Annotated in this window: 23 protein-coding genes and 1 pseudogene; 7 read left to right on the top strand and 17 right to left on the bottom strand. The window is 67.2% G+C overall.

Features of this window, described 5'->3' with window-relative positions:
* Positions 1 to 78: 78 nt before the first annotated feature.
* From CSC78_RS15005 to purB, 5 genes and pseudogenes are all read right to left on the bottom strand, one after another.
* Positions 79 to 990 (bottom strand): GNAT family N-acetyltransferase, encoded by a 912-nt coding sequence (locus CSC78_RS15005; RefSeq protein ID WP_162338674.1) that lies wholly within the window; start codon positions 988 to 990, stop codon positions 79 to 81.
* 2 nt (positions 991 to 992) lie between these two features.
* Positions 993 to 2,237 (bottom strand): annotated as a pseudogene (locus CSC78_RS15000) (ribosomal protein uL16 3-hydroxylase); the annotation flags it as partial.
* 71 nt (positions 2,238 to 2,308) lie between these two features.
* The gene (locus CSC78_RS14995; protein WP_162338672.1) at positions 2,309 to 3,214 is read right to left on the bottom strand and encodes a subclass B3 metallo-beta-lactamase PJM-2; all 906 of its coding nucleotides are present in this window, start codon (positions 3,212 to 3,214) and stop codon (positions 2,309 to 2,311) included.
* Positions 3,211 to 3,609 (bottom strand): VOC family protein, encoded by a 399-nt coding sequence (locus CSC78_RS14990; RefSeq protein ID WP_162338671.1) that lies wholly within the window; start codon positions 3,607 to 3,609, stop codon positions 3,211 to 3,213. Before CSC78_RS14990 ends, CSC78_RS14995 begins: the two co-directional genes overlap by 4 nt.
* 24 nt (positions 3,610 to 3,633) lie before the next feature.
* Positions 3,634 to 5,001 (bottom strand): adenylosuccinate lyase, encoded by a 1,368-nt coding sequence (gene purB, locus CSC78_RS14985; protein ID WP_162338670.1) that lies wholly within the window; start codon positions 4,999 to 5,001, stop codon positions 3,634 to 3,636.
* 138 nt (positions 5,002 to 5,139) lie between these two features.
* Between purB and CSC78_RS14980 the strand changes: the two genes are divergently transcribed.
* On the top strand, positions 5,140 to 6,576 hold the full coding sequence (locus CSC78_RS14980; protein ID WP_162338669.1) for a class II fumarate hydratase: 1,437 nt from the start codon (positions 5,140 to 5,142) through the stop codon (positions 6,574 to 6,576).
* Positions 6,577 to 6,612: 36 nt separating this feature from the next.
* Here the strand turns inward: CSC78_RS14980 and CSC78_RS14975 are convergent, their stop codons facing one another.
* The 8 genes from CSC78_RS14975 to CSC78_RS14940 form a co-directional block, all read right to left on the bottom strand.
* A complete protein-coding gene (locus CSC78_RS14975; RefSeq protein WP_162338668.1) occupies positions 6,613 to 7,269 on the bottom strand; it encodes a DUF2884 family protein in 657 nt (218 codons plus the stop codon).
* A 16-nt stretch (positions 7,270 to 7,285) separates the two neighbouring features.
* A complete protein-coding gene (locus tag CSC78_RS14970) occupies positions 7,286 to 8,122 on the bottom strand; it encodes a hypothetical protein (RefSeq protein WP_162338667.1) in 837 nt (278 codons plus the stop codon).
* A 48-nt stretch (positions 8,123 to 8,170) separates the two neighbouring features.
* Positions 8,171 to 8,845: a YggN family protein gene (locus tag CSC78_RS14965; RefSeq protein ID WP_162338666.1), complete on the bottom strand. Its 675-nt coding sequence runs from the start codon at positions 8,843 to 8,845 to the stop codon at positions 8,171 to 8,173.
* Between the two features lie 77 nt (positions 8,846 to 8,922).
* Entirely contained in the window at positions 8,923 to 9,564 is a 642-nt protein-coding gene (locus CSC78_RS14960; RefSeq protein WP_162338665.1) for a YggN family protein, read from the bottom strand.
* Positions 9,565 to 9,638: 74 nt separating this feature from the next.
* A complete protein-coding gene (locus tag CSC78_RS14955) occupies positions 9,639 to 10,637 on the bottom strand; it encodes an ABC transporter permease (protein ID WP_162338664.1) in 999 nt (332 codons plus the stop codon).
* On the bottom strand, positions 10,634 to 11,509 hold the full coding sequence (locus CSC78_RS14950; protein WP_162338663.1) for an ABC transporter ATP-binding protein: 876 nt from the start codon (positions 11,507 to 11,509) through the stop codon (positions 10,634 to 10,636). The genes CSC78_RS14955 and CSC78_RS14950 overlap by 4 nt, the downstream gene beginning before the upstream one ends.
* On the bottom strand, positions 11,509 to 11,871 hold the full coding sequence (locus CSC78_RS14945) for a GntR family transcriptional regulator (protein ID WP_062356164.1): 363 nt from the start codon (positions 11,869 to 11,871) through the stop codon (positions 11,509 to 11,511). Before CSC78_RS14945 ends, CSC78_RS14950 begins: the two co-directional genes overlap by 1 nt.
* A 3-nt stretch (positions 11,872 to 11,874) precedes the next feature.
* Entirely contained in the window at positions 11,875 to 12,135 is a 261-nt protein-coding gene (locus CSC78_RS14940) for a hypothetical protein (RefSeq protein WP_162338662.1), read from the bottom strand.
* A 135-nt stretch (positions 12,136 to 12,270) separates the two neighbouring features.
* Here CSC78_RS14940 and CSC78_RS14935 point away from each other — a divergent pair, with 135 nt between their 5' ends.
* The 6 genes from CSC78_RS14935 (at position 12,271) to CSC78_RS14910 (ending at position 16,853) form a co-directional block, all read left to right on the top strand.
* On the top strand, positions 12,271 to 12,834 hold the full coding sequence (locus CSC78_RS14935; RefSeq protein ID WP_162338661.1) for a glutathione peroxidase: 564 nt from the start codon (positions 12,271 to 12,273) through the stop codon (positions 12,832 to 12,834).
* An 82-nt stretch (positions 12,835 to 12,916) separates the two neighbouring features.
* The gene (locus CSC78_RS14930) at positions 12,917 to 13,852 is read left to right on the top strand and encodes an FKBP-type peptidyl-prolyl cis-trans isomerase (protein ID WP_162338660.1); all 936 of its coding nucleotides are present in this window, start codon (positions 12,917 to 12,919) and stop codon (positions 13,850 to 13,852) included.
* Between the two features lie 47 nt (positions 13,853 to 13,899).
* Entirely contained in the window at positions 13,900 to 15,252 is a 1,353-nt protein-coding gene (locus tag CSC78_RS14925; RefSeq protein WP_162338659.1) for a UDP-glucose dehydrogenase family protein, read from the top strand.
* Positions 15,242 to 15,478, top strand: coding sequence for a SlyX family protein (locus tag CSC78_RS14920; RefSeq protein ID WP_274379368.1), 237 nt, complete (start codon positions 15,242 to 15,244; stop codon positions 15,476 to 15,478). The genes CSC78_RS14925 and CSC78_RS14920 overlap by 11 nt, the downstream gene beginning before the upstream one ends.
* A gap of 35 nt (positions 15,479 to 15,513) precedes the next feature.
* On the top strand, positions 15,514 to 16,137 hold the full coding sequence (locus CSC78_RS14915) for a DUF2058 domain-containing protein (protein WP_162338658.1): 624 nt from the start codon (positions 15,514 to 15,516) through the stop codon (positions 16,135 to 16,137).
* Between the two features lie 80 nt (positions 16,138 to 16,217).
* Positions 16,218 to 16,853 carry an alpha/beta fold hydrolase gene (locus CSC78_RS14910; RefSeq protein ID WP_238391300.1) on the top strand — a complete coding sequence of 212 codons (636 nt, stop codon included), beginning with the start codon at positions 16,218 to 16,220 and terminating at the stop codon, positions 16,851 to 16,853.
* On the opposite strand, the gene CSC78_RS14905 is transcribed toward CSC78_RS14910, so the two are convergent.
* The 4 genes from CSC78_RS14905 to CSC78_RS14890 form a co-directional block, all read right to left on the bottom strand.
* The gene (locus tag CSC78_RS14905) at positions 16,850 to 18,034 is read right to left on the bottom strand and encodes an MFS transporter (RefSeq protein ID WP_162338656.1); all 1,185 of its coding nucleotides are present in this window, start codon (positions 18,032 to 18,034) and stop codon (positions 16,850 to 16,852) included. The two genes, CSC78_RS14910 and CSC78_RS14905, sit on opposite strands and share 4 nt — an antisense overlap.
* Positions 18,035 to 18,888: 854 nt before the next feature.
* On the bottom strand, positions 18,889 to 21,579 hold the full coding sequence (gene metH / locus CSC78_RS14900) for a methionine synthase (protein WP_162338655.1): 2,691 nt from the start codon (positions 21,577 to 21,579) through the stop codon (positions 18,889 to 18,891).
* The gene (locus CSC78_RS14895; RefSeq protein ID WP_162338654.1) at positions 21,576 to 22,661 is read right to left on the bottom strand and encodes a homocysteine S-methyltransferase family protein; all 1,086 of its coding nucleotides are present in this window, start codon (positions 22,659 to 22,661) and stop codon (positions 21,576 to 21,578) included. Before CSC78_RS14895 ends, metH begins: the two co-directional genes overlap by 4 nt.
* On the bottom strand, positions 22,658 to 23,587 hold the full coding sequence (locus CSC78_RS14890; protein ID WP_162338653.1) for an ArsR/SmtB family transcription factor: 930 nt from the start codon (positions 23,585 to 23,587) through the stop codon (positions 22,658 to 22,660). The genes CSC78_RS14895 and CSC78_RS14890 overlap by 4 nt, the downstream gene beginning before the upstream one ends.
* Positions 23,588 to 23,645 lie beyond the last annotated feature (58 nt).

Here is a 23,645-nt window from a genome sequence, read left to right as displayed (position 1 = left end):
CGGGCGTAACCGGATTGGACTAAAGACGCAGGATGCCGGCCCGCGGGGGCGATGCGCCACGCGAGGAGGCAGGGGTGTTCAGATACCGAGTGCGCGGTACTCGCTGACCGGCCGCGCACGTTCCCACATCTGCGAGAACTCCTCGCGCAGCTGGCGCGCGCGGCCCGCGTGCGACAGTCCCGCTTCGCCGTCGAAGCGGTGGCCAAGCGGCCGGAAGTAGTAGCCGTGGTCGTCGTTGGCGACGAAGGCGGCGGTGTAGGGCAGGTCCACGGGGTCCTGCACTTCGCGGAAGGCGAACACGCTGGGCAAGCGCTGGCCCAGACCGATCAGGGGTGCCAGCGCCCGCTGCGGGGTGGCGGCGTCCTGCAGCAACAGCTGGACCTGCGCGCCCGTCTGACGCGTGGCGAAGCGGCGCAGGGCGTCGACGACGGCGGGCGCGTCCCACAGGCCGGGGTCGAGCGCCCGGCTGTAGACCACCAATGCACGACGGGCCTGCGCGATGATGGCCGTGGTGATGGCCACGGCCTCGGCGCGGTGGGCGATGCTGCCCGGTCCGGCCAGCACGCGCCGCATGGTCTGGTGTTCGATACCGGCCTCGAAGAAGCGCTCGCCCTCCGGCAGAAAGCCGTGCCGCGCATAGAACGCCTCGGCGGCGACCTGGGCATGCAACGATACGTCGGGCCACTGGCGCCGGCGCGCTTCATCCAGCAGGGCGGCCAGCAGCGCGTCGCCGACGCCGCGACCGCGCCACGCCGACAGCACCGCCATGCGGCCGATCCGGTGTTCGGGGGTCAGCCGCGCCGTCCCAATCGAGGTACCCGAGGCATCGCGGGCCACCACGTGGTGGCTGAGCGGGTCCAGCGCGTCGCGCTCCAGCTCGCGCGGCACCTGCTGTTCCTGCACGAACACCACGTCGCGTACCTGGTGGACCGCGCCCGCATCGGTGGCGTAGTCGATGGCATCGACGTGGTAGTCGCGCGTGGCGCTCATGCGTCCTCGTCCTCGCCTTCCTGGTCGTCGCCGGGCAGGGCCAGCTGGTAGTGGCCCTGCGCCGCCAGTGCCATCACCGCATCGCGGCCGGCCTCGCTGAGCGCGGCGTAGGTGGCGCCGTCCAGCCCTTCCAGGGCGGCGAGCTGCTGGGCTTCCTTGACCGGCAAGGCGTAGTCCACGCCATTGCAGAACAGGGTTGCGCCCTTGCGCCGCCGACGCCAGGCGACGCGCGAGAACGGATGGCGCAGCAGATGCGCGCCTCGCTGCAGGTCCCATTCCATCTCGATGCGCGACGGCGCATCCGGTGCCGGCATGACATCGCCGGAGGCACGGTAGGTGGTGATGAAGCGGCCGAACCAGTCGCCGACCAGGTCCGGATCGTTCATGCGCAGCGCGTTCAAGGCTTCGACCACGCGCTCCATCGCGCGGGCGTCGATCTCGTTGGGGTCCTGCGGCGCGGTGAGGTCTTCGTCGTGGTAACGGATCGCGTCGTCCGCATCGGCGATCAGCGTATCCAGGTAGTCGCCGATCAGTTCGGCCGACGACGGCGCACGCATGCCGACCGAGAACGTCAGGCACGGATTCTCGGCGACACCGTGGTGCGGGACCAGCGGCGGCAGGTACAGCATGTCGCCCGGCGACAGCACCCATTCGTGGGTCGGGTCGAAGCGGCGCAGCAGCTTGATCGCCACGTCGTCCTGGAAGGCCAGGTCAGGTGCCGGCTTCCCCATCGCGACGCTGGCATCGATCATCCAGCGCCGCTCGCCCTGCGCCTGCAACAGGAACACGTCGTAGTGGTCGACGTGCGCACCCACCGAACCGCCCGTGGCGGCGAAGCTGATCATGATGTCATCGACGCGCCAGCGCGGCAGGAAGCGGAACTGTTCGAGCAACTGGCGGACATCGGCATCCCACTTGTCCACGTCCTGCACCAGCAGGGTCCAGTCGTGGTCGGGCAGGCCGGGGAAGTCCTCCTCCTGGAACGGACCCGTGCGCACGTCCCAGACGCCGCTCGCCTTGTCCAGGCTGATCATGCGCGCCAGCACGCCCTCTTCGCAGGCCAGGCCGGCGAGGTCTTCCGGTTGCACCGGCGTCTCGAAGTCCGGGAACGCGTTGCGGATCAGCAACGGGCGCTTGTGCCAGTAATCGCGCAGGAACCGGTCGGCCGGCATGCCGAGTGGCTGTTGCTGCGTGGCGTCCACCTCGAAGGGCAGGTGCTTGGGGCGACGGGAGGATGTGGTGTTCATCGGGGGAGGCTTTCAGCAGAAAGGAAGGGCGGCAGCATTCACCGCAGGGCGACGGTCGTCATTGCGTCCGATCAAGGCGCAGGCACGGGGGGCTTCGACGCTTCGTCCGCGAGCCGCTTGTCCAGCCGCTGCGTCGCGGTCCGTGCATAGGTGCGGCAGGCGCTGGTGTCGACCAGCGGGCGGTCGGCGCGGGGACCGATGCGGGACCAGAGTTGGCTGGCCGACGGATGTGGCGTCACCAGGATGTCGCACTCGAGTGCCGCGACCCGGGCCAGCGTCTCGCGGAATGCCGCCACGTAACCGGGATGCGCCGCATCGTCACTGTAGCGGTACACATCGTCGGAGATCGCGGTCAGGCTGTCGGCATAGACCATCTGCCGGCAGTCGTCGCCCTCGCACGAGCGCCAAGTCCAGCTGGTGCCGCCGGGCGTGTGTCCCGGCGTGGGAACGACCTGCAGGGCGAGCGGACCGACACGCACCACGCCGTCGTCGTCGAGTACGACCACCTGCTGGACCGGCGCGAACGGATCGAGTACCTCATGCTGCGGATCGCTGCGATCGCTGGCGCCGCGCTTGAGCGTGGCAACGGCAGGGGAACGCGCATACACCGGCGCGCCCGTGGCCTGCTGCAACTCGGCCAGGCTGCCGGCATGGTCGAAGTGCTCGTGCGAGAACACGATGGCACGCACGTCCTCCGGCTTGAAGCCGAGGGCGCGGATATTGGCGAGGATCTGCGGGCCGGCCTGCGGCGTGGCGGCGTCGACCAGGATGTGGCCTTCATCGGAGGTCACCAGCAAGGCGCTGATGCCGCACGTGCCGACGTACCAGGTGTTGCCGTAGACCTTCAGCGGCATGGCGGGATCGTTCCAGCCGGCATCGTCGGCGCAGGCTTTGGCCGTGGTCGCGTCGGAAGCGAGCGCGGCGGAGGGAAGCACGAGCGCGACCAGAGCGGAAAGCAGGGTGGAGCGGAGCGTCATGTGGCGATCTCGTCGTAGCCGCGATTGACGAACTGCAGCAGGCACCAGCCGTGGCCCCAGGGATCGGCCAGCCGCACGATGCGGCCCCAGTTCGCGTCGCGGATGTCGGTTTCCTGCATCAGCCCGGCCCGCAGGGCGCGGTCGAGGGCAGGCTCAAGGGAATCCACCACCACGTCCAGGTGCACGGGCGTCCAGTGGCGGGTGTAGTCGCGGGGCATATCGGCGGCTGCGATGGAGCCGGCGGCGTTCTGCAGGAGGTAGATCGGCGCCTGCGCACCGAGCAATTCCACACCACCGTCGCCGAAGCGACGCCCGGCACTCAGCCCGAAGGCCTGCGTATACAGCGCTTCCGCGGCGGGCAGGTCGGGAACGTCGATGTTGATCAGCAGGTGCATCGCCGTTCCTTTGTATCCCGCGCGTCAGATGGTGCGTGCGAGCCGCTCAGCGAGACCCGTGTAGCGGCCCGGCGTCATGTCGCGCAGACGCTGCTTGTCGTCGGCCGGCAGGTCGAGCGATTCGATGAAGGCGCGCATCGAGTCGGCCGTGATGCCCTGGCCGCGCGTCAACGCTTTCAGTTGCTCGTACGGGTTCGGCAAGCCGTGGCGGCGCATCACGGTCTGCACGGCTTCGGCCAGCACTTCCCAGGCGGCGTCGAGATCGGCGTCGAGGCGCTGCGGGTTCACTTCCAGCTTGCCCAGGCCCTTGGCCAGCGAGTCCAGCGCAACCTGGGTGTGGCCGAACGCCGTGCCGAGCGCGCGCAGCACCGTAGAGTCGGTGAGGTCGCGCTGCCAGCGGCTGATCGGCAGCTTGGCGCTGAAATGCTCGAACAGCGCGTTGGCGATGCCGAAGTTGCCTTCCGCATTCTCGAAATCGATCGGATTGACCTTGTGCGGCATCGTCGAAGAGCCGACTTCGCCCTCCTTGAGGCGCTGCTTGAAGTAGCCCAGCGAGATGTAGCCCCAGATGTCGCGGGCCAGGTCGATCAGGATCGTGTTGGCGCGGCGCGCGGCGTCGCCGATCTCGGCGACGTTGTCGTGCGGTTCGATCTGCGTGGTGTACGGGTTGAAGACCAGGCCAAGGCCTTCGACGAAGCGTTGCGCGAACGCCGGCCAGTCGACGTCCGGATAGCTGGCCACGTGCGCGTTGTAGTTGCCGACCGCGCCGTTGATCTTGCCGGTCAGTTCCACCGCGGCGATCTGGGCGCGCTGGCGCTCGAGACGGGCGACGACGTTCGCGATCTCCTTGCCCAGCGTGGTCGGCGAGGCCGTCTGGCCATGCGTGCGCGACAGCATCGGCTGCGCGGCCTGCGCGTGTGCCAGGGTGCGCAGCGTGGCGGTGATGCCGTCGAGCGTGGGCAGCAGCACTTCGCGGCGTGCCTGTTCCAGCATCAGGCCGTAGGACAGGTTGTTGATGTCCTCGCTGGTGCAGGCGAAGTGGACGAACTCCAGCGCGGGCGCGAGCTCGGCGTCGTCCTTCAGCTGCTCCTTGATGAAGTACTCCACCGCCTTGACGTCATGGTTGGTGGTGCGTTCGATCTCCTTGACGCGGGCCGCATTGGCCACGCTGAAGCCGTCGGACAGGGTGCGCAGCTTCGCCTGCTGGGCCGCGGAGAACGCCGGCAGCTCCGTGATGCCCGGCTCGGCGGCCAGCGCCAGCAGCCACTCCACCTCGACCTTCACGCGGGCGCGGATCAGGCCGTACTCGGAGAAGATCGGGCGCAGCGCGTCGACCTTGCCGGCGTAGCGGCCATCGAGCGGGGACAGGGCGAGCAGGGACGAATCCGACATGGGGGACGAGGGCGGCTGAAAGGGAGCGTTCCATTTTACCCCGGGAAGGCCTGCTTACGGCCTGGCGTATCCTGTGGCCCCGCCAGCCACCGGCCCCGTGCCGGCGCGCAAGCCGTGAATCCCTCCAGGAGACGGTTGATGACCAGCAAGAAGACCGCGGGCAAGGCCCGTGTTGCACGAACCCGCATCGAACACGACAGCATGGGCGAGTTGCAGGTGCCCGCCGAGGCGCTGTGGGGCGCTCAGACCCAGCGCGCGGTGCAGAACTTCCCCATTTCTGGTCGGCCGATGCCGCGCGGCTTCATCCGGGCACTGGGCGTGGTGAAGGGGGCCGCTGCCGAGGTCAACGCCGGCCTGGGTCTGCTGCCGAAGGGCATCGCCAACGCCGTGCAGGGCGCGGCGGAGGCGGTGGCCGCAGGCGAATACGACGCGCATTTCCCCATCGACGTGTACCAGACCGGCTCCGGCACCTCGTCCAACATGAATGCCAACGAGGTGATCGCCACGCTGGCATCGCGCGCCGGCAAGGCGGCCGTGCATCCGAACGACCACGTCAATCTCGGCCAGAGCTCGAATGACGTGATCCCCACGGCCCTGCGCGTGGCGGCGCAGCTGGCGGTGGTGGAAGACCTGCTGCCGGCCATCGCGCACCTGCGCAAGACCATCGATGTGCGCGGCAAGGCGCTGGGCAAGGTGGTCAAGACCGGTCGCACGCACCTGATGGACGCCATGCCGCTGACGTTCGGGCAGGAGTTTTCGGCCTGGTCGGCACAGCTGTCTTCCGCGCAGGCCCGCATCGAGGACACGCTGAAGCGCGTGCGCCGCCTGCCGTTGGGCGGCACCGCCATCGGCACCGGCATCAACGCCGATCCGCGCTTCGGCGCGCGCGTTGCGAAGGTGCTGTCGACGATGACGAAGACGCGCTTCGAAAGCTCCGCCAACAAGTTCGAAGGCCTCGCCGCGCAGGATGACGCGGTCGAGCTCTCCGGCCAGCTCAGTGCACTTGCTGTCGCGCTGACCAAGATCGCCAACGACCTGCGCTGGATGAACTCGGGTCCGCTTGCCGGCCTGGGCGAAGTGGAACTGCCGGCGCTGCAGCCCGGCAGTTCGATCATGCCGGGCAAGGTCAATCCGGTGATCCCGGAAGCCACGGTGATGGTCTGCGCGCAGGTGATGGGCTACCACACGGCCGTGACCGTCGCCGGGCAGACCGGCAACTTCCAGCTCAACGTCACACTGCCGCTGATCGCGAACAACCTGCTGGACGGCATCCAGTTGCTGTCGAACGTGTCGCGCCTGCTGGCCGACGACTGCATTGCCGGGCTGAAGGTGCGCAACGACCGTGTGCAGGAAGCGCTGGACCGCAATCCGATCCTGGTGACCGCGCTCAACCCGGTGATCGGTTACGAGAAGGGTGCTGCGATCGCCAAGCAGGCGTACCAACAGAACCGGCCGGTGCTCGACGTCGCGCGCGAGGTCACCGGACTCCCCGAGAAGACGCTCAAGCCGCTGCTGGACCCCGCCGTGCTGGCGAAGGGCGGCATCCACGGCAAGCCGGGCGGTGGCGGTGGCTGAAGAAGACGCCGGCAGGGCGCTGGTGGCCGGAGGCGATCAGGGCGTGGGAGCAGGCGTCGGTTCCGCTGCCGCGGCATCGGCTTCCTGGGCCGCGTCGCCCTGTGTCGCCTTGACGGCCTGACCAATGGCGCGGCCGATCTCCTGGCCCGCCTCGCGGTGTTCGTCCTGCGAGGCGCGGCATTCGGCGATGTCGTCCAGTTCCATCCCGGCATAGGGCTGGAAGGCGGGCAATGCCGCGGCCAGGTCCTGCTGCGCCTTGTACAGGCCGGGCAGGTGGTCGCAGATCTTCATGGCGTGCGCTTCGATCTTTTTCCCTTCCGCTTCCATCTCGCGGTCGATCTGGTCGGGATTGCCGCTGAAGATGCCCCTCACGACGGCGCCGACGGCCTTGCCCGCGAGCTTGGCGCCTTCCTTGCCGGTCGCTATGCCGGCATCGGCGATGCCGCCGAGTTCCTGGTGGTAGGCGACCAGCAATGCGCGTTGCTGGTCGGTGACCGGCACCTGCTTGCCGTCGACGATGAAATCGCCCTTGGCCGATATCTCGGCACGCGGATGGCCGCTGGCGCTGAGCTTCAGGTTCTGGCCCCACAGCGCGTTGGACCGGGCGGCGTCGCTGTCGTCATCGCTGCCCTTCGAACAGGCGGCGAGCAGCAGGACAGCGGACAGGGCGAGTGCGAGCGTACGGATAATCATGGTCGTTCCTCCGGGATCAACGGCGCTTGGGGATATCGATCCGGCCCTTCACGCCCTCGTGGTCGACATCGCCGCTGCCGACCGAGCGCACGGTCAGCGCGCCACCGACGTTGCGCACGTCCACGCCGCCGGAGCCCACCGAACCGACGACCACATCGCCGGCGATGTCGCGCAGTTCGGCGCCACCCGAACCGATCGAACCGATGTCGACGCTGCCACTGCGCGACAGGCGGAAACCACCCGAGCCGATGCTGCCGACATGGGTGGCGCCCTGCACGTTGTCGGCGTCCACGTCGCCCGAACCGATCGAGACGACCTTCAGGCTGCCGGCACCGTGGATGTCGATGTCGCCCGAGCCGACCGACGCGGCGGCCAGTCCGCGGATGCTGCGGCCCACGGCGTGTCCGGAGCCGACATCGGCACTGAATACCGGCGCGCCGGTGACCTCGGCTTCACCCGAGCCGACCTTCACCTGCACGGGCAGGTGGTCTGGCAGGGTGGCCGTCAGGTTCATGTAGGCGTAGTGGCTGCCGAAGAACACGCCGCTGGACTTGCCGTCGAAGTACATCCGCACGATCAGCTTGTCGCCGGCACGCCGCTGTTCGATCTTCAGGTTGTCCAGGCGATCCGCATGGCTGCTGCAGGCCCGGCCCTTCATCGTCGCCGGCGCACCGTCGCGCGACGCCACCGTCAGGTCGTGCGGGCCGACGTCGAACACCACGGTCTTCGCGTCGCCGATGTCGAGCGTGAGCTGGCGCGGCGCTTCGTGCTTGCAGTAGCGGTCTGCCGCCAGGACGGGGCTCGACACGGTCAGCAGTGCGAGCAGCGGGGTGGCGAACAGGGCGGTACGCATCGTCGGGTCTCCGGGAGCGGGGCAGGGCGGGGAACGGCGATGGCGGATCTATCGCATCGCGAATTCGCGGCGCAGGTCCTTCTCGCAATTCTCGGCATCGTCCGCGTCCAGCGTGGCATAGGGGCGGAATTGCGGCAGGCTCGCCGACAGGCGCTGCTGGGTCGCGTGCAGGTCGGGCAGGGTGCGGCAGATCTGGCGCACGCCCGGTTCGACGGTTTCCTTGACGGTCTTCTCGATGCGCCGCTCCAGGTTGCCGGTCATGGCACTGACCATCAGGCTGAACAAGCCGCGGTCGACCGCCTCCAGCGCCACCTGCGCGCTGCGTTCGCCGATGTCGATGCCGGCCTTGGCGATGTCGATCACCTGGTGGCGATAGCGCAACAGGTCCTGCCGCTGGCGGCCGTCGATGGCGACTGGCTTGCCCTCGATCAGGAAGTCGCCCTGTGGCGTGATTTCCGCCTTCGGCAGCACCTTGTCGTCATCGGCGCGGCGCTTGCCGGACTTGCTGAAGTGCAGGTTGTCGCCCAGTTCCAGGTTGTCGGTTTCCAGCTTGCGGCGGGCGTCGGCCAGTTCCGCGCGCACTTCATTGCGCGCATCGGCCAGGTCCCTGCTGATCTCGCTTCGGATATCCGTGTCCTTGGCATTGGCGACAGGCGCGGCGAGCGGCAACAGGCCGACGAACAGCAACGGCATCAGGACACGATGGATGGACAGGGTACGCATATCCGGTTTCTCCCCAGAATGGAATTCGATGGATGTCGAGGTCGTGGAAGCCTGGCCACGCGTGCGCGGCTGCGCGTTCAGAAGGTCCAGTTGCCGTCGCCGTTCGCATCCCCGCAGTCGTCCACGTCGGACTGGTCCATCGTGGCGTAGGGTGCGAATTCGGGCAGGGCGGCCGACAGTGCCTGCTGCGCCGTCAGCAGGCCGGGCAGGCGCGTGCACAGTTGCGCGACCATCGGCTTGAGCTTGGCCTTGGCCTGTTCGCCTGCCTGCTTGCCGATATCGTCGCCGCTCTGGCCGGACAGCATGCCTTTCAGCGCGGTGGCGGCGGCATCGATGCCGACGCGCGCGCCCTCCAGGCCGATCGCCATGCCGTCGCCCACCACGCCCAGCAACTCGTGCCGGTACGCCAGCACCAGCGCCTTCTGTTCCGGCGTGGTGGCGATGCGCTTGCCTTCGATCAGCAGATCGCCAGCGGGTGTGATCTCCGCCTTCGCCAGATGCTGCGTCGTGTCGCGATTCAGCGACAGGTTGGCGAGGGCCAGCTTGTCGCGCGCGGTGGCGATCTCCTGGCGTGCCTTTTCCATCTCCTGGCTGGCGTCGCCCAGGCTGTTGGCGGCTTCGTCCATCGCCTTGGCGGCGACACCCGCGGGTGTCTTGCTGCTGTCTGCCGGCTGGCAAGCGGCGAGGGCAAGCATGCCGACGACGAGGAGAGGGCGCATGAGGGAAAGAGAGGTGTGCATATCCATGTCCTTGTCAGCGGCGGGCCGGTCGTGGCCCGCCTGAGGGGGCGTGCTTATTCGCTCTCGCGCCAGCGGCGCAGGTAGATCGCACCGGCGATCAGGGCAACACCGATGACGGCGCCGATCCACAGGTCGGCCGTCGCGAACGCCTCCCAGCTGCGGGTCAGGTCGATGGCGTTGGCCAGGTCGTCCGGCGTATTGAAGTCGGCGTGCGGGTTGGTCGCGCCGCCCGGCAGGGTGGGGAACCAGGCGCCGGGCAGGATGCTCAACAGGCCGCGGTAGACCACCGTGTACCAGATCAGGTCGTGGCGGACCGCCAGGCTCGGCAGGATATCGGTCATGCTGATGATCACGCAGGCCAGCACCGGCACCAGCACCGCCCACAGGAACGGCTTGCTGCGTGCCCAGGCCGAGCAGAACATCAGCCAGCCGATCGTCGGCAGCGCCCACAGCATGTACACGGGCAGCGAGGCGATGACGCCGCCGATGATGCGCAGCGGATGCGAGTGGGTGAAGACCGCGCTGCCCACGGGCAGTCCATTGACCGAGACGGTCAGGGCGAAGATCAGCCACATCGCCACGCCGATCACGATACCGACGCCTACCGCCAGCAGCGGTGCCAGCACCAGCGCCCAAGCCAGCTTGGACAGCACCATGTGGGTATCGGACACCGGCAGGGACTTCCAGAACAGCACGCTGCGGTCGCGGCGGTCGTCGTACAGGGTGCCCAGCGCATAGAAGAAGACCACGAAGGCCAGCACCACGCAGGCCAGGATCACGCCGCCCAGCAGCATGCCGTCGCCGATGCCGCCGACGATCTGGTGGGCCTTTTCCGGCGCCTCTTCGATGCTGAAACCGTCGCCGTTCAACTGGCCGCGTGCGGAAATGCTGCCGATGACGGCGAGGATCAGGTTCAGCACCAGGAAGATGCCGCCGGTGATGACCGGTGCCCAGAAGAAGCCGCCGCGGTTCTCCCAGAACTCGCGCTTCAGCAGCCACGTGAACGCGCCCGGCTTGGAGGATTTGCCCAACGTCGAAGTCACGGCGTTCATGCGTAGGTTCCTTTCATGATGGCGACGAACAGGTCGGCCAGGCCTGGGGTGCGGGTTTCGCCGAGGGCGGCGAGATGCCCCTTCGGTACGCCGTCGAACAGCAGCACGGTCTTGCCGAAGGGCAGGGCGCGCTCGTCGATGGGCTTGAGGGCGCGGGCCTGGTCGACGGCGTCGCCGCTGACCAGCACTTCGGTGTAGCGTTCGGCGACTTCTTCCATCTGCGAGGTCAGCACGATCCTGCCGTCGCGGATGAACATCACGTCGGTGAGGATGTGCTCGATCTCCTCCACCTGGTGCGTGGTGACGATGATGGTCTTCTGCTCGTCGAAGTAGTCCTCCAGCAGGCGCTGGTAGAACTGCTTGCGGTACAGGATGTCCAGGCCGAGCGTGGGCTCGTCGAGTACCAGCAGCTTGGCGTCGATGGCCATCACCAGCGCCAGGTGCAGCTGCACGATCATACCCTTGGACATCTCCCGCACGCGCAGGTTGGGCTTGAGCTGGGTATTGGCGATGAAGCGCTCGCACTTGGCGCGGTCGAAGCGCGGGTGCACGCCGGCGACGAAGTCGATGGCTTCCTTGACCTTCATCCAGCGCGGCAGCACGGCGACGTCGGCGATGAAGCAGACATCCTTCATCAGCTCGTCGCGGTCCTTGCGCGGATCCAGGCCCAGCACCTTCAACTGGCCTTCGAACGGCGTCAGGCCCAGGATGGCCTTCAACGCGGTCGTCTTGCCGGCTCCGTTCGGGCCGATCAGGCCGATGATCTTGCCGGCTTCGATCTCGAAACTGGTGTTGTCCAGCGCAAGTTTGTTCTTGTAGGCCTTGCGCAGGCCGTGGGCCGACACCACGGTATTGGCGATTGCAGCATTCATCACTTGATCCCCTTGGATTGCAGCAACTCTTCGATGGACAGACCCAGGCGCTCGATACGCTCGGCGACGGCCGGCCACTCCTCGGTCAGGAACCGCTCGCGCTCGCTGCCGCGCAGCTTCCGGGCGGCTTCGTCGGTGACGAACATGCCCAGGCCGCGGCGCTTCTCGACCAGGGCTTCATCCGCCAGTTCCTGGTAAGCGCGCGAAACGGTAATCGGATTGAGCTGGTACTCGGCCGCCACCTGGCGGACGGAGGGCAGCGCGTCGCCCGGCTTCAGGATGCCGTCCAGCATCATGGCGATCACGCGGTCCTTCAGCTGACGGTAGATGGGAGCACCGTCGCTCCATTGGATGGGCGCCATGGGTCAGCTCCTCGGACGCAGGGATTGGCCGAAGGAGAAGTACGGCATGGCCAGCGAGGCCCGCGCACGACGCTTGTGCTGGGCCGGGTCCGCCGCGGTGCCTTCGCCGGTGATCTCGCCGACGTCCGTTTCCAGCGCGCCCACCAGCGTCGCGGGATCCACCTCGGACGTGCGGCCGCCGGACATGGCCGCCAATGCGCCCGCCGCCAGCAGCAGGCCGCCGACGGCCAGGCTGGGCAGCGTGTGGGTCAGTTTCTGGTTCATGGCATCTCCCCGTGAGTTGGGTGAGTGGTGTTGTATTTAACTATAACACCAAAACACGGGTCGTCAACTGTCCGGGAACGTTTTGTCACCCAACTGAAGGCATACTTGTGATGTTCGCACTAGCGGGGTAGTGAAATGAAGCTCAAGTCGTTGAAAATACTGATGTTGATGGTCCTGGCGGGCGTGTCCGCAGCGGCCCTGGCAGCGGGTTTGCTGGACGTCAGCTACCGTCCGCTGGCGGGCAAGGCGCCGGTGAACCTGAAGAAGGCGTACGCGGGGCAGGTGCTGCTGATCGTGAACACGGCAAGTAAATGCGGGTACACGCCGCAGTACGAAGGACTGGAGTCCCTGCACCAGCGATACGCCGGCCAGGGCTTCTCGGTGCTCGGGTTCCCGTCCAACGACTTCAAGGGCCAGGAGCCGGGCAGCGAGAAGGAGATCCAGGAGTTCTGCACGCTGACCTATGGCGTCAAGTTCCCCATGTTCGAAAAGGTCGTCGTGACCGACGACAACGCCACGCCCCTGTACAAGTCGCTCGCGCAGGCGACGGGCACGGCGCCCGCGTGGAACTTCCACAAGTATCTGATCGGCAGGGATGGCCGCGTGGTCGCGAATTTCCCCAGCAAGACGGCGCCGGACGATCCTGCGCTGGTCGCTGCCATCGAGCGCGAACTGAAGGCACCGCGCGCTGCGCGTTGACGCGGTGCCTCGGCAGGTGGCCGGCGTGCCACAATATCGGTTTGGCGCCGCCATCGTGGCGCAGGTTCCAGGAGCAGGAAGGATGAAGCGGTCGGTTCGCGGCGCAGCCGTGTTGTTGGCAATCTCGTTTTCGATGTTGGGAGGCAGCGTGTCTGCACAGGAAAAAACCGCGCTGACCACCGAGCGCGACAAGGTCAGCTACGCCATCGGCGTGGACGTGGGCAACTCGCTGCAGCCGGTCGGGCCGTTCCTCGATACGGCCGCGTTCCAGCGTGCGCTCGTCAACACCTTCGAAGGCAAGCCGAACCTCATCTCCGAGCAGGAAGCGCAGGCGACCGACCAGTTGCTGCGCGTCAACCTGGCCGTCGCCGATGGCCAGCCCATCCCGGGCATGCCGCCGGGCAGCGCGCCGCCGCCGGTCGACAAGGCCAAGGTGGGTCTGTTCCTGGGCACGTACGTGGTGGGCCCGTCGCTGCTGCCGTTCAAGGACGAGATCGACCCCGCGACGCTGGTGCAGGCCGTGCGCACGATCACCGGCAAGACCGGCACGCCGCTGCTGTCGGTGGAGCAGGCGCAGGCCGAGATGCAGGCCTATCTCGCCAAGCGCCAGGCCACCGCCGGCCAGCGCAACCGCGATGAAGGCGCGAAGTTCCTCGCCGAGAACAAGGTCAAGCCGGGCGTGGTCACCACGCCGTCCGGCCTGCAGTACATGGTGCTGCGCCAGGGCAACGGCCAGCGCCCGATGTCCAGCAGCCGCGTGCGCGTCAATTACGAAGGCAAGCTGCTCAACGGGGACGTGTTCGACAGCTCCTACGCGCGCGGCGAGCCCGCCGAGTTCGGCCTGAACCAGGTCATCGCCGGCTGGACCGAAGGCGTGGCCTTGATGCCGGTGGGCGCGAAGTACCGCTTCTGGATCCCGTCCAACCTCGCCTACGGCCCGAACGGTGCTCCGGGCGGCAAGATCGGTCCGGACGCGACGCTGACGTTCGACGTCGAACTGATGGGTGTCCTGCAGTAAGCCGAATCACCGTATTCGGCACTGGAACTCACTGACAGGATGGGCTGATGCGTGTAGCGATCTTCGGTACGGGTTACGTCGGGCTGGTGACAGGCACCTGCCTGGCGGAAGTCGGCCACGACGTGGTCTGCGTGGACATCGATCCGGCCAAGGTCGACGGCTTGAACAACGGCATCGTGCCGATCTACGAGCCCGGCCTGTCGCCGATGGTGAAGGCGAACCACGAAGCCGGCCGGCTGCGCTTCACCACGGATGCCGCCGACGCCATTTCGCATGGCGAAGTGGTCTTCATCGCCGTCGGTACGCCGCCGGACGAGGACGGCAGCGCCGCCCTGCAGTACGTGCTGGCGGTGGCCCGCACGATCGGCCGCAATCTCCAGCGCCCCTGCACGGTGGTCAACAAGTCCACCGTGCCGGTCGGCACCGCCGACAAGGTGCGCGCTGCCATCGAAGCGGAACTGACGGCGCGCGGCGTCGACGTTGCGTTCGACGTGGTCTCGAATCCGGAATTCCTCAAGGAAGGCGATGCGGTCAAGGACTGCATGCGGCCGGACCGCATCGTCGTCGGCGCATCGAGCCCGCAGGCGGTGGAGAAGCTGCGCCGCCTCTACGCGCCGTTCAACCGCAACCATGAGCGCATCGTGGTGATGGACGTGCGCTCGGCCGAGCTGACCAAGTACGCGGCCAACGCGATGCTGGCCGCCAAGATAAGTTTCATGAACGAGATCGCGAACATCGCCGAGCGCGTCGGCGCGGACGTGGAGCAGGTGCGCCAGGGGATCGGCTCCGATCCGCGCATCGGCTGGCACTTCATCTATCCGGGCGCCGGCTATGGCGGTTCCTGCTTCCCGAAGGACGTGCAGGCGCTGGCGCGCACCGCTCAGCAGCATGGCTACGTGCCGGAGTTGCTGCAGGCGGTCGAGTCGGTCAACGAGCGGCAGAAGGGACATCTGTTCGAGCTGATCCAGCGCCACTACGACCGTGGCGAGGACGAAGGCGTGCGCGGCAAGACGTTCGCGGTGTGGGGCCTGTCCTTCAAGCCCAACACCGACGACATGCGCGCGGCGAGCAGTCGGCGCCTGCTGGCGGAACTGTGGGAAGCGGGCGCCCGCGTACAGGCCTACGATCCCGAGGCGCGCGAGGAAGCGGCTCGCATCTTCGGTGAACGCGATGACCTGGTGCTGTGCGAAGACGCGCGCGCCGCGGTCGACGGCGCGGACGCACTGGTGGTCGTGACCGAGTGGAAGCAGTTCCGCAGCCCGGATTTCGCGCGACTCCAGGAGACGCTCGGCGATGCCGTGATCTTCGACGGCCGCAACCTGTACGAGCCGGCCGAAGTGGAAGCGGCCGGCCTGGCGTATTACGGCATCGGACGCGGGAGGTCCGTGCGTGCAGGCTGATCTGCCCCTGTCGGGCGACATGCTGGAACGCCGGCTGGTCGAACTGGAAACCCGGCTCGCATTCCAGGAGCACTCGCTCAACGAAATGAGCGAGGCGCTCGCCGATGCGCGTGCCGAGAACCAGCGCACGGCGTTGCTGCTGCGGACCATGGTGGAAGAACTGGGCAAGGTGCGGACCTCCCTGTTCGAGGACCCTGCCAGCGAACCGCCGCCGCCGCATTATTGATACGCTTGCGGCACAGCAGTCCCCACGAACGACCGATGACCGATTCACTCCGTGACCAGTTGCTGGGCCTGGGCTTCAAGCCCGCGCCCAAGCCCGAGCGCAAACCCGAACGCCGCCCCGATCCGCGCCGCGAGGCCCACAAGCCGGCGGGCAAGGGCGGCGCGCATCCGAAACCGGGGCAGGACGGCAAGCCGCGTCCGTCGCAGGGTGCCGGCAAACCCAGGCGCAGCCAGGAAGACATCGACCTCGCCAAGGCCTACGCCATCCGCGCGCAGCGCGAGAAAGACGAGCGCATCGAGGCCGAGCGGGTGAAGCAGGAAGAAGCGCGCGTTCGCCGCGAGGCGAAGGCGAAGCTCGAGGCCTTCCTCAAGGACAAGGCACTGAACGACGCCGAGGCGGACATCGCGCGCCATTTTCCCTATGGCGGCAAGATCAAGCGCATCTACGTCAATGCGGAACAGCTCAAGGCATTGAATGGCGGCGAACTGGGCGTGGTGCAGCAGAACGGGCGCTACCTGCTGGTCACCGCCGCCGTACTCGCCGAGGCGGAAGCCCTGTTCGCCCCCGCGATCGCGTTGAAGGTCGATCCCGACGCGCCGGCAGGAAACGATCCCTACGCCGATCCGCAGTACCAGGTGCCCGACGACCTGGTGTGGTGAAGAGGCGGGGCCGGCATCGGCTCTGCCTCCTGCCGGGCCTCGACGGCACCGGGCGTCTCTACGCTCCTTTGGTCGCCGCGTTGGCCGATGTCGGCGATGTCGACGTGCTGGCGTACGACAGCACGCATTTCGAAAGCTATGCCGCCTTGGCCGATACGCTGCGGCCCGTGATCGAGCGCCACGAAGATGTCGTGCTGGTGGCGGAGTCCTTTGCCGGTCCGCTCGGAGTGCTGCTGGCGCACCGGCATCCACGGCGCGTCCGTGGCCTGGTGATGGCGGCGAGCTTCGTGCGGGCCCCGCTGCCGTTCAGCCGGATCGGCGCGACGCTTTTGCAAGGGATGCCTGCCGTCGCGCCGCCGCTGTTCGCGTTGGAGCGCCTGCTCGCGGGCAGCGGTTTGCCGGCGCCATTGCGCGCGGAGTTCGAGGCGATCATCGCCACCCTGCCGCTCGCCATCCTGCGCCAGCGCGCCCTGGCGGCGTTGCGTGTGGACGTGACGACGGAACTGGCGGCCCTGGATATCCCCGTGCTGTACCTTCAGGCCAGGCACGACCGGCTCATCTGGCCAAAGGCGGGGCGCGACGTCATCCGCCTGTCCCGCAACGCTCGTCACGCGGTGATCGATGCGCCCCACTTTCTTTTCCAGATGGCACCGTTGCGGGCGGCGGCCGAAATCGGCCGGTGGCTGGACGGATTGAGTGGAGACACGCACGGCTAGGCGCGCGCCGGCATCCTCACCAGCCACCGCCACACGATGAAGGCCGCCATCAGCGCGATGGCCGATGAGCAGAGGAAGGCGGCTTCGCCGCCGATGCGCCACAGCTGGCCCGCGAGCAGGGCGCCGCACACACCGCCCACGCCCGACGACAGACCATAGAAGACACCCTGTCCGTGGCCATTCATGCGGCCGGGGAAAAAACGCACGAGCAGCTGCATCGCGGCGGCGAAGAAGGCCCCGAAGTTCAGCGCATGCGTCAGCTGCGCGACCACCATCACCGGCGTGTTGTCGGGGAAGAGCGCGGTGACCAGCCAGCGTAGCGAGGCACTGAGCAGCGCGATCATCAGCACGCGGCTGGCATCCCAGCGCCGGAAGATGCGGCTGGACAGGAAGAACACGCCGATCTCGGCCAGCACGCCCACCGTCCAGAGCATGCCCTGCGTCGCGGTCGGATAGCCGTGCTCGGACAGGTAGATCGAGAAGAACGTGTAGAACGGGCCGAACGATATCTGCGCCAGGAAAGCCGCGACGAAGAAGGCGATCACCTGCGGTTGCCGCAGCCGCACACGGAAACCGCCGTCGGCATCCTGTGCCGGCAGGCTCGGATCGTGCGCGTACCGGTTCACCAGGGCGGACCCGAGCACGCCTGCGAGGACGGGCAGCATGAGCCAGGGCAGCGCACCCACGCCGAGCCGCCGCTCATCGATCAGCCAGCCGAACGAGGCCACCACGACGATGAAGCCGATCGATCCCCACACGCGGATCAGGCCGTAGCGGTCGCTGCGCGCACCGAGGTGCGACATCGTGATCGATTCGAACTGCGGCATCACGGCGTTGTAGGCGAAGCAGAAGCCCAGCATCACCGCGAACAGGCCGGCGTGTTCAAGCGGCAGCAGGAACAGCGCGAAGCAACCTGTGGCCAGCGCGCAGCCCACATGCAGCCACCGGATCGGGTGGGTGGAACGTGCCGCGAGCGTGGTCCACAGGCTGGGCGAGACGATGCGGGTGGCGTACCACAGGCTCATCAGCACGCTGATCGCGGCGACGCCCAGGCCGCGGGATTCGAGATACAGGCTCCAGTACGGCGTGAAAGCGCCCAGCGCGGCGTAGTAGAAGAAGTAGAAGCTGGACAGGCGTGCGGCGGGATAGGGATGCGGGTGAGCGGCGCCGGACGATGTCATGGCGCATTGTAGCGGGGCGGGATGTGGCTGAACGGCCGTCGCGTCCGTTGGTTCTGCAGCTTGCGTGAGCCGGTCGCGACCTGTAGTCGGTTCTGGGATGACCACCAGATAGCGCTCGTCGTGCGCAAGGCGCACGCTGCGGTCCCGTCATTCCAGTGGAAGCGGTAATCCATTGCCCGTCGGGGCCGCAGCATCTCGCAAGAGCAACATGGGTGGGACGACGGCGGGGATGGTCTGTTCGCAGTTTCGTCATTCCAGCGAAAGCTGGAATCCATGGCCCGTGGGCGCCGCAGCCTCTCGCAAGAGCAACGTGGGTCCCAGCCTGCGCTGGGACGACGGCGGGGATGGTCTGTTCGCAGTTTCGTCATTCCAGCGAAAGCTGGAATCCATGGCCCATGGGGAGTCGCAGCCTCTCGCAAGAGCAAGATGGGTCCCAGCCTGCGCTGGGACGACGGTGTGGATGGTTTGGTCGCAGTTTCGTCATTCCAGCGAAAGCTGGAATCCATGGCCCATGCGAGCCACCGTATCCCTCGTAAGAGCAAGATGGGTCCCAGCCTGCGCTGGGACGACGGTGGGGATGGTCTGGTCGCAGTTTCGTCGTTCCAGCGAAAGCTGGAATCCATTGTCCATGGGGAGTCGCAGCCTCTCGCAAGAGCAAGATGGGTCCCAGCCTGCGCTGGGACGACGGTGTGGATGGTCCGGTCGTAGTTTCGTCATTCCAGCGAAAGCTGGAATCCATGGCCCATGCAGGCCACGGTATCCGTCGCAGGAGCAAGAGGGATCCCGGCCTGTGCGGGGACGACGGCGAGGGCGGTTGGTGCGCGTTGGTGCCGGCGCGATTCTCCGGGCGGTGCTTACTCGGGATCGTAGTCGAGATTGGATGCCAGCCAGCGCTCCACCTGGGCCAGTTCCACGCCTTTGCGTTTGGCGTAGTCCGCGGCCTGTTCCTTCGACACGCGGCCGACCACGAAGTACTGGCTCTGCGGATGGCTGAAGTAGTAGCCGGAGACCGCCGCGGTCGGCAGCATCGCGAAGCTTTCCGTCAGCGACATGCCGGCGTGGGATCCCGCGTCGAGCAGCCGGAACAGCGTGTCCTTCTCGCTGTGCTCCGGACAGGCCGGATAGCCAGGGGCAGGGCGGATGCCGACGTACTTCTCGGCGATCAACGCTTCGTTGTCCAGCGCTTCGTCGGCTGCGTAGCCCCAGAACTCTCTTCGCACACGCTGGTGGAGGCGTTCGGCCAGCGCTTCGGCCAGGCGGTCGGCCAGTGCCTTCAGCAGGATGGCGTTGTAGTCGTCGTGGTCGGCCTCGAAACGCGCCACATGCGCGTCGATGCCGATGCCGGCGGTGACGGCGAACATGCCCATCCAGTCCTGCCGGCCGGAATCTTTCGGCGCGATGAAGTCTGCCAGGCAGAAGTCCGGGCGCTCGACCGGCTTGTCGACCTGCTGGCGAAGGAAATGCAGACGCTCGCTGCGGCCATCGACCTGCAGTTCCACGTCGTCGCCCACGCTGTTCGCCGGCCACAGGCCGAACACCGCCTTCGCGGTCAGCCACTTCTCCTCGACGATCTTCACCAGCATCGCGCGCGCGTCGCGATACAACTCGCTGGCCTGCGTGCCGACCACGGCATCGGTCAGGATCGCCGGGTACTTGCCGAACAATTCCCAGGCGTTGAAGAACGGCGTCCAGTCGATGCACTCCACCAGTTCGCCCAGCGGGTAGTCGTCGAACACGTGGATGCCGGGCTGCTTCGGGGCCGGTGGCGTGTAGGTGTCCCAGCCGCCATCGAATTTCTGGCCGCGCGCCTTCTCCAGCGAGACCAGCCGCTTGGCGTCGCCGCGGTTCCTGTGGCGTTCGCGGACCTCGGCGTAGTCGGCATCGTTGGCCGCGACGAAGGCTGCGCGCATGTCGCGCGAAATCAGCGACTGGGCGACGCCTACGGCACGCGAAGCATCCTTCACCCACACGGTCGGGGCGGTGTAGTGGGGATCGATCTTCAGCGCGGTATGCGCGCGCGAGGTGGTGGCGCCGCCGATCAGCAGCGGCATCTCGAAACCCTGGCGCTGCATCTCGCGGGCGACGTGCGTCATCTCTTCCAGTGACGGCGTGATCAGCCCCGACAGGCCGATCAGGTCGGCATTCTCGGCGCGCGCCGTGTCCAGGATCTTCTGCGTGGGCACCATCACGCCCAGGTCGACGACGTCGAAGTTGTTGCAGGCCAGTACCACACCGACGATGTTCTTGCCGATGTCGTGCACGTCGCCCTTGACCGTGGCCATGACGATCTTGCCGTTGGACTTGCCGACGTCGCCGGTGCGCAGCTTCTCGGCTTCGATGAAGGGCAGCAGGTAGGCGACCGCCTTCTTCATCACGCGGGCCGACTTCACCACCTGCGGCAGGAACATCTTGCCGGCGCCGAACAGGTCGCCGACCACGTTCATGCCGTCCATCAGCGGGCCTTCGATCACGTCGAGCGGACGCGTCGCCTGCTGGCGTGCCTCTTCGGTGTCCTGGTCAACGAAGGCGTCGATGCCGTGCACCAGCGCGTGCGCCAGGCGCTCGCGTACCGGCTTCTCGCGCCACGCCAGGTTCTCGACCGGTGCTTCGCCCTTCTTGCCCTTGTAGCGGTCGGCGATCTCCAGCAGCCGTTCGGTGGAGTCCTTGCGACGGTTGAGGATGACGTCCTCCACGCGTTCGCGCAGGTCGGCGTCGAGGTCGTCGTAGACCGGCAGGCCGCCCGCATTGACGATGCCCATGTCCATGCCGGCCTGGATGGCGTGGTACAGGAACACGGAATGGATCGCGGCGCGCACGGGCTCGTTGCCGCGGAAAGAGAACGAGACGTTCGAGACGCCGCCGGAGACATGGCAGTGCGGCAGGGTCTGCTTGATGATCCGCGTCGCCTCGATGAAGTCGACCGCGTAGTTGTCGTGCTCCTCGATGCCGGTGGCGACGGCGAAGATGTTGGGGTCGAAGATGATGTCTTCGGGCGGGAAGCCGACCTCTTCCGTCAGGATGCGGTAGGCGCGCGTGCAGATCTCGACCTTGCGTGCGCAGGTGTCGGCCTGGCCGGTCTCGTCGAACGCCATGACCACCGCGGCCGCGCCATAGCGCAGCACCTTGCGGGCATGGTCGACGAACGCTTCTTCGCCCTCCTTCAGGGAGATCGAATTGACCACGCCCTTGCCCTGCAGGCATTTCAGGCCGGCCTCGATCACGCTCCACTTCGACGAGTCGACCATCACCGGGATGCGGGCGATGTCGGGCTCCGACGCGATCAGGTTGAGGAAGCGGTCCATCGCCTTCTCGGAATCGATCAGCCCCTCGTCCATGTTGACGTCGAGGATCTGCGCGCCGTTGGCGACCTGCTGGCGAGCCACCTCGACCGCTTCCTCGTAGCGCTCTTCCTTGATCAGCTTGCGGAACTGCGCACTGCCGGTGACGTTGGTGCGCTCGCCGACATTGACGAACAGCAGGTCCGGCGTGATGACCAGCGGTTCCAGTCCGGACAGGCGGGTGTGGCGCACGGTCGTCGCGCTCATGCGGCCTGCTCCAGACGTGCATTCAGCCTGCGCGGCGGGATGCCCGCGACGGCCTCGGCGATCGCCCTGATGTGCGGGGGCGTGGTGCCGCAGCAGCCGCCGACCAGGTTCAACAGGCCGGACTGCGCGAATTCCTTCAGCGTGGTCGCCATTTCTTCCGGCGTTTCGTCGTACTCGCCGAAGGCGTTGGGCAGGCCCGCGTTGGGATGCGCACTGACGTACGCGTCGGCGACCGTCGCCAGCGTCTCGACGTGCTCGCGCAGGTCCTTCGCACCCAGTGCGCAGTTCAGGCCGATCGACAGTGGACGGCTGTGCGCCACCGAGGTGTAGAACGCTTCGGCCGTCTGGCCGGACAGCGTGCGCCCGGAGGCATCGGTGATGGTGCCGGAGATCATCACGGGCAGGCGCCCGCCACGCGCGTCGAACACTTCCTCGATCGCGTACAGCGCGGCCTTGGCGTTGAGCGTGTCGAAGATGGTCTCCACCATCAGGGTGTCGGCGCCTCCGTCGATCAGACCCTCGATGGCCTCGCGGTAGGTGGAACGCAGTTCGTCGAAATTCGTGTTGCGGAAGCCCGGATCGTTGACGTCGGGACTGATCGAGGCGGTGCGGCTGGTGGGCCCGAGCACGCCGATGACGAAGCGCGGTTTGTCGGGCGTGATCGCCTCGATGGCGTCGCAGCACTGCCGTGCCACCTGCGCACCGGCCTTGTTCAACTCGTAGACCAGGTGTTCGAGGTGATAGTCGGCCTGGCTGATCGAGGTGGCGTTGAACGTGTTCGTCTCGATCAGGTCCGCACCTGCTTCCAGATAGGCCGTGTGCACGCCGGCGATCACCTCCGGCCTGGTCAGCAGCAACAGGTCGTTGTTGCCCTTCAGGTCGTGGTCGCAACCGGGCCCGTGCGCGTGTGCGTGCTCGGCATCGCAGCCGTCGGCGAAACGCTGCCCGCGGTAGTCCGACTCCTGCAGCCCGTGCTTCTGGATCATCGTGCCCATGGCACCGTCGATGATCAGGATGCGCTGGGCCAGCGCGTCTTCCAGCCGCCTGGCGCGCGCGGGGTTGAGCCAGGGCAGCGTCTTCATGGCTTCACCGCGGTCAGCGAAATGACCTCGAAGTGGGGAGGGCGACGTTCACGGGTGACCGTCTCGGCGTTGGCGATATCGAGGCCCGCCTTCTCGGCGAACTTGCGCAGTTCCTTCTCCGAGAAGCCGAGGTTCACGTGGCCATAGGCCTCCACGACCGACTTGTGCTCGTGCTTGCCCAGGCTGCTGAGCAGCAGGCGACCGCCCCGGCGCAGCACGCGTGCCGCTTCCGCGACGGCCTGGGCAGGCTTGGCGGAATACGTGAGGGCATGCATCAGCACGACCAGGTCGAAGCTGCCGTCCTTGAACGGCAACGCGTGCATGTCGCCCTCGCGGACTTCCACGTTCGGAAAGCGGCGCAGGCGCTCGCCCGCGGCGGCGACCACGCGCGTGCTGGTATCGATGCAGACGTAGCGCCTGGCATGCGGCGAAAGCAGTTCGGCGAGCACGCCGTCGCCGGACGCGATGTCGAGGACGTCGCCGGTTTCCAGCAGCGGCAGGGCGGTGCGGGCCAGTGCTTCCCAGGTGCGCCCGGGCGAGTAGTGGCGCTCCATGTCGCCGGCGACGCTGTCGGCCCAGTTCTGGTCCGCGGCGCGGTTGGCCAGTACGTTGGCGACGCGTTCGGCGTCCTGACGCAGCAGCGGATCGTCGCTGCCGTCGCGCAGGCTGCGCCACAATTCGCGCTGCACGCTGTCGAGGTTGTCCTCGTCGAAACGGTAATACGCGGACACGCCGGCGCGGCGATCGCGTGCCAGGCCGGCCTCCTTGAGCTTGGCCAGGTGCGTGGATACCCGCGGTTGCGCCAGCTGGGTGATGGCCGACAGTTCGGCGACGGTCAGTTCCTCGCGCGCCAGCAGCGCCAGCAGGCGCACACGGGTGGCGTCGGCGAACACTTTCAGCCGGGTCGACCAGGCTTCCAGATCCATAAATATCTTCCTATCGCGATATAGAGATATTTTGAAGACTGGACCCGGCCGCGGTCAA

Origin of the sequence: Pseudoxanthomonas japonensis (assembly GCF_010093445.1) — a bacterium.
In the GTDB taxonomy this organism is placed as follows: domain Bacteria; phylum Pseudomonadota; class Gammaproteobacteria; order Xanthomonadales; family Xanthomonadaceae; genus Pseudoxanthomonas_A; species Pseudoxanthomonas_A japonensis.
Note: the sequence above shows the minus strand (reverse complement) of the source record. Positions and strands in the feature narration are given on the sequence as shown.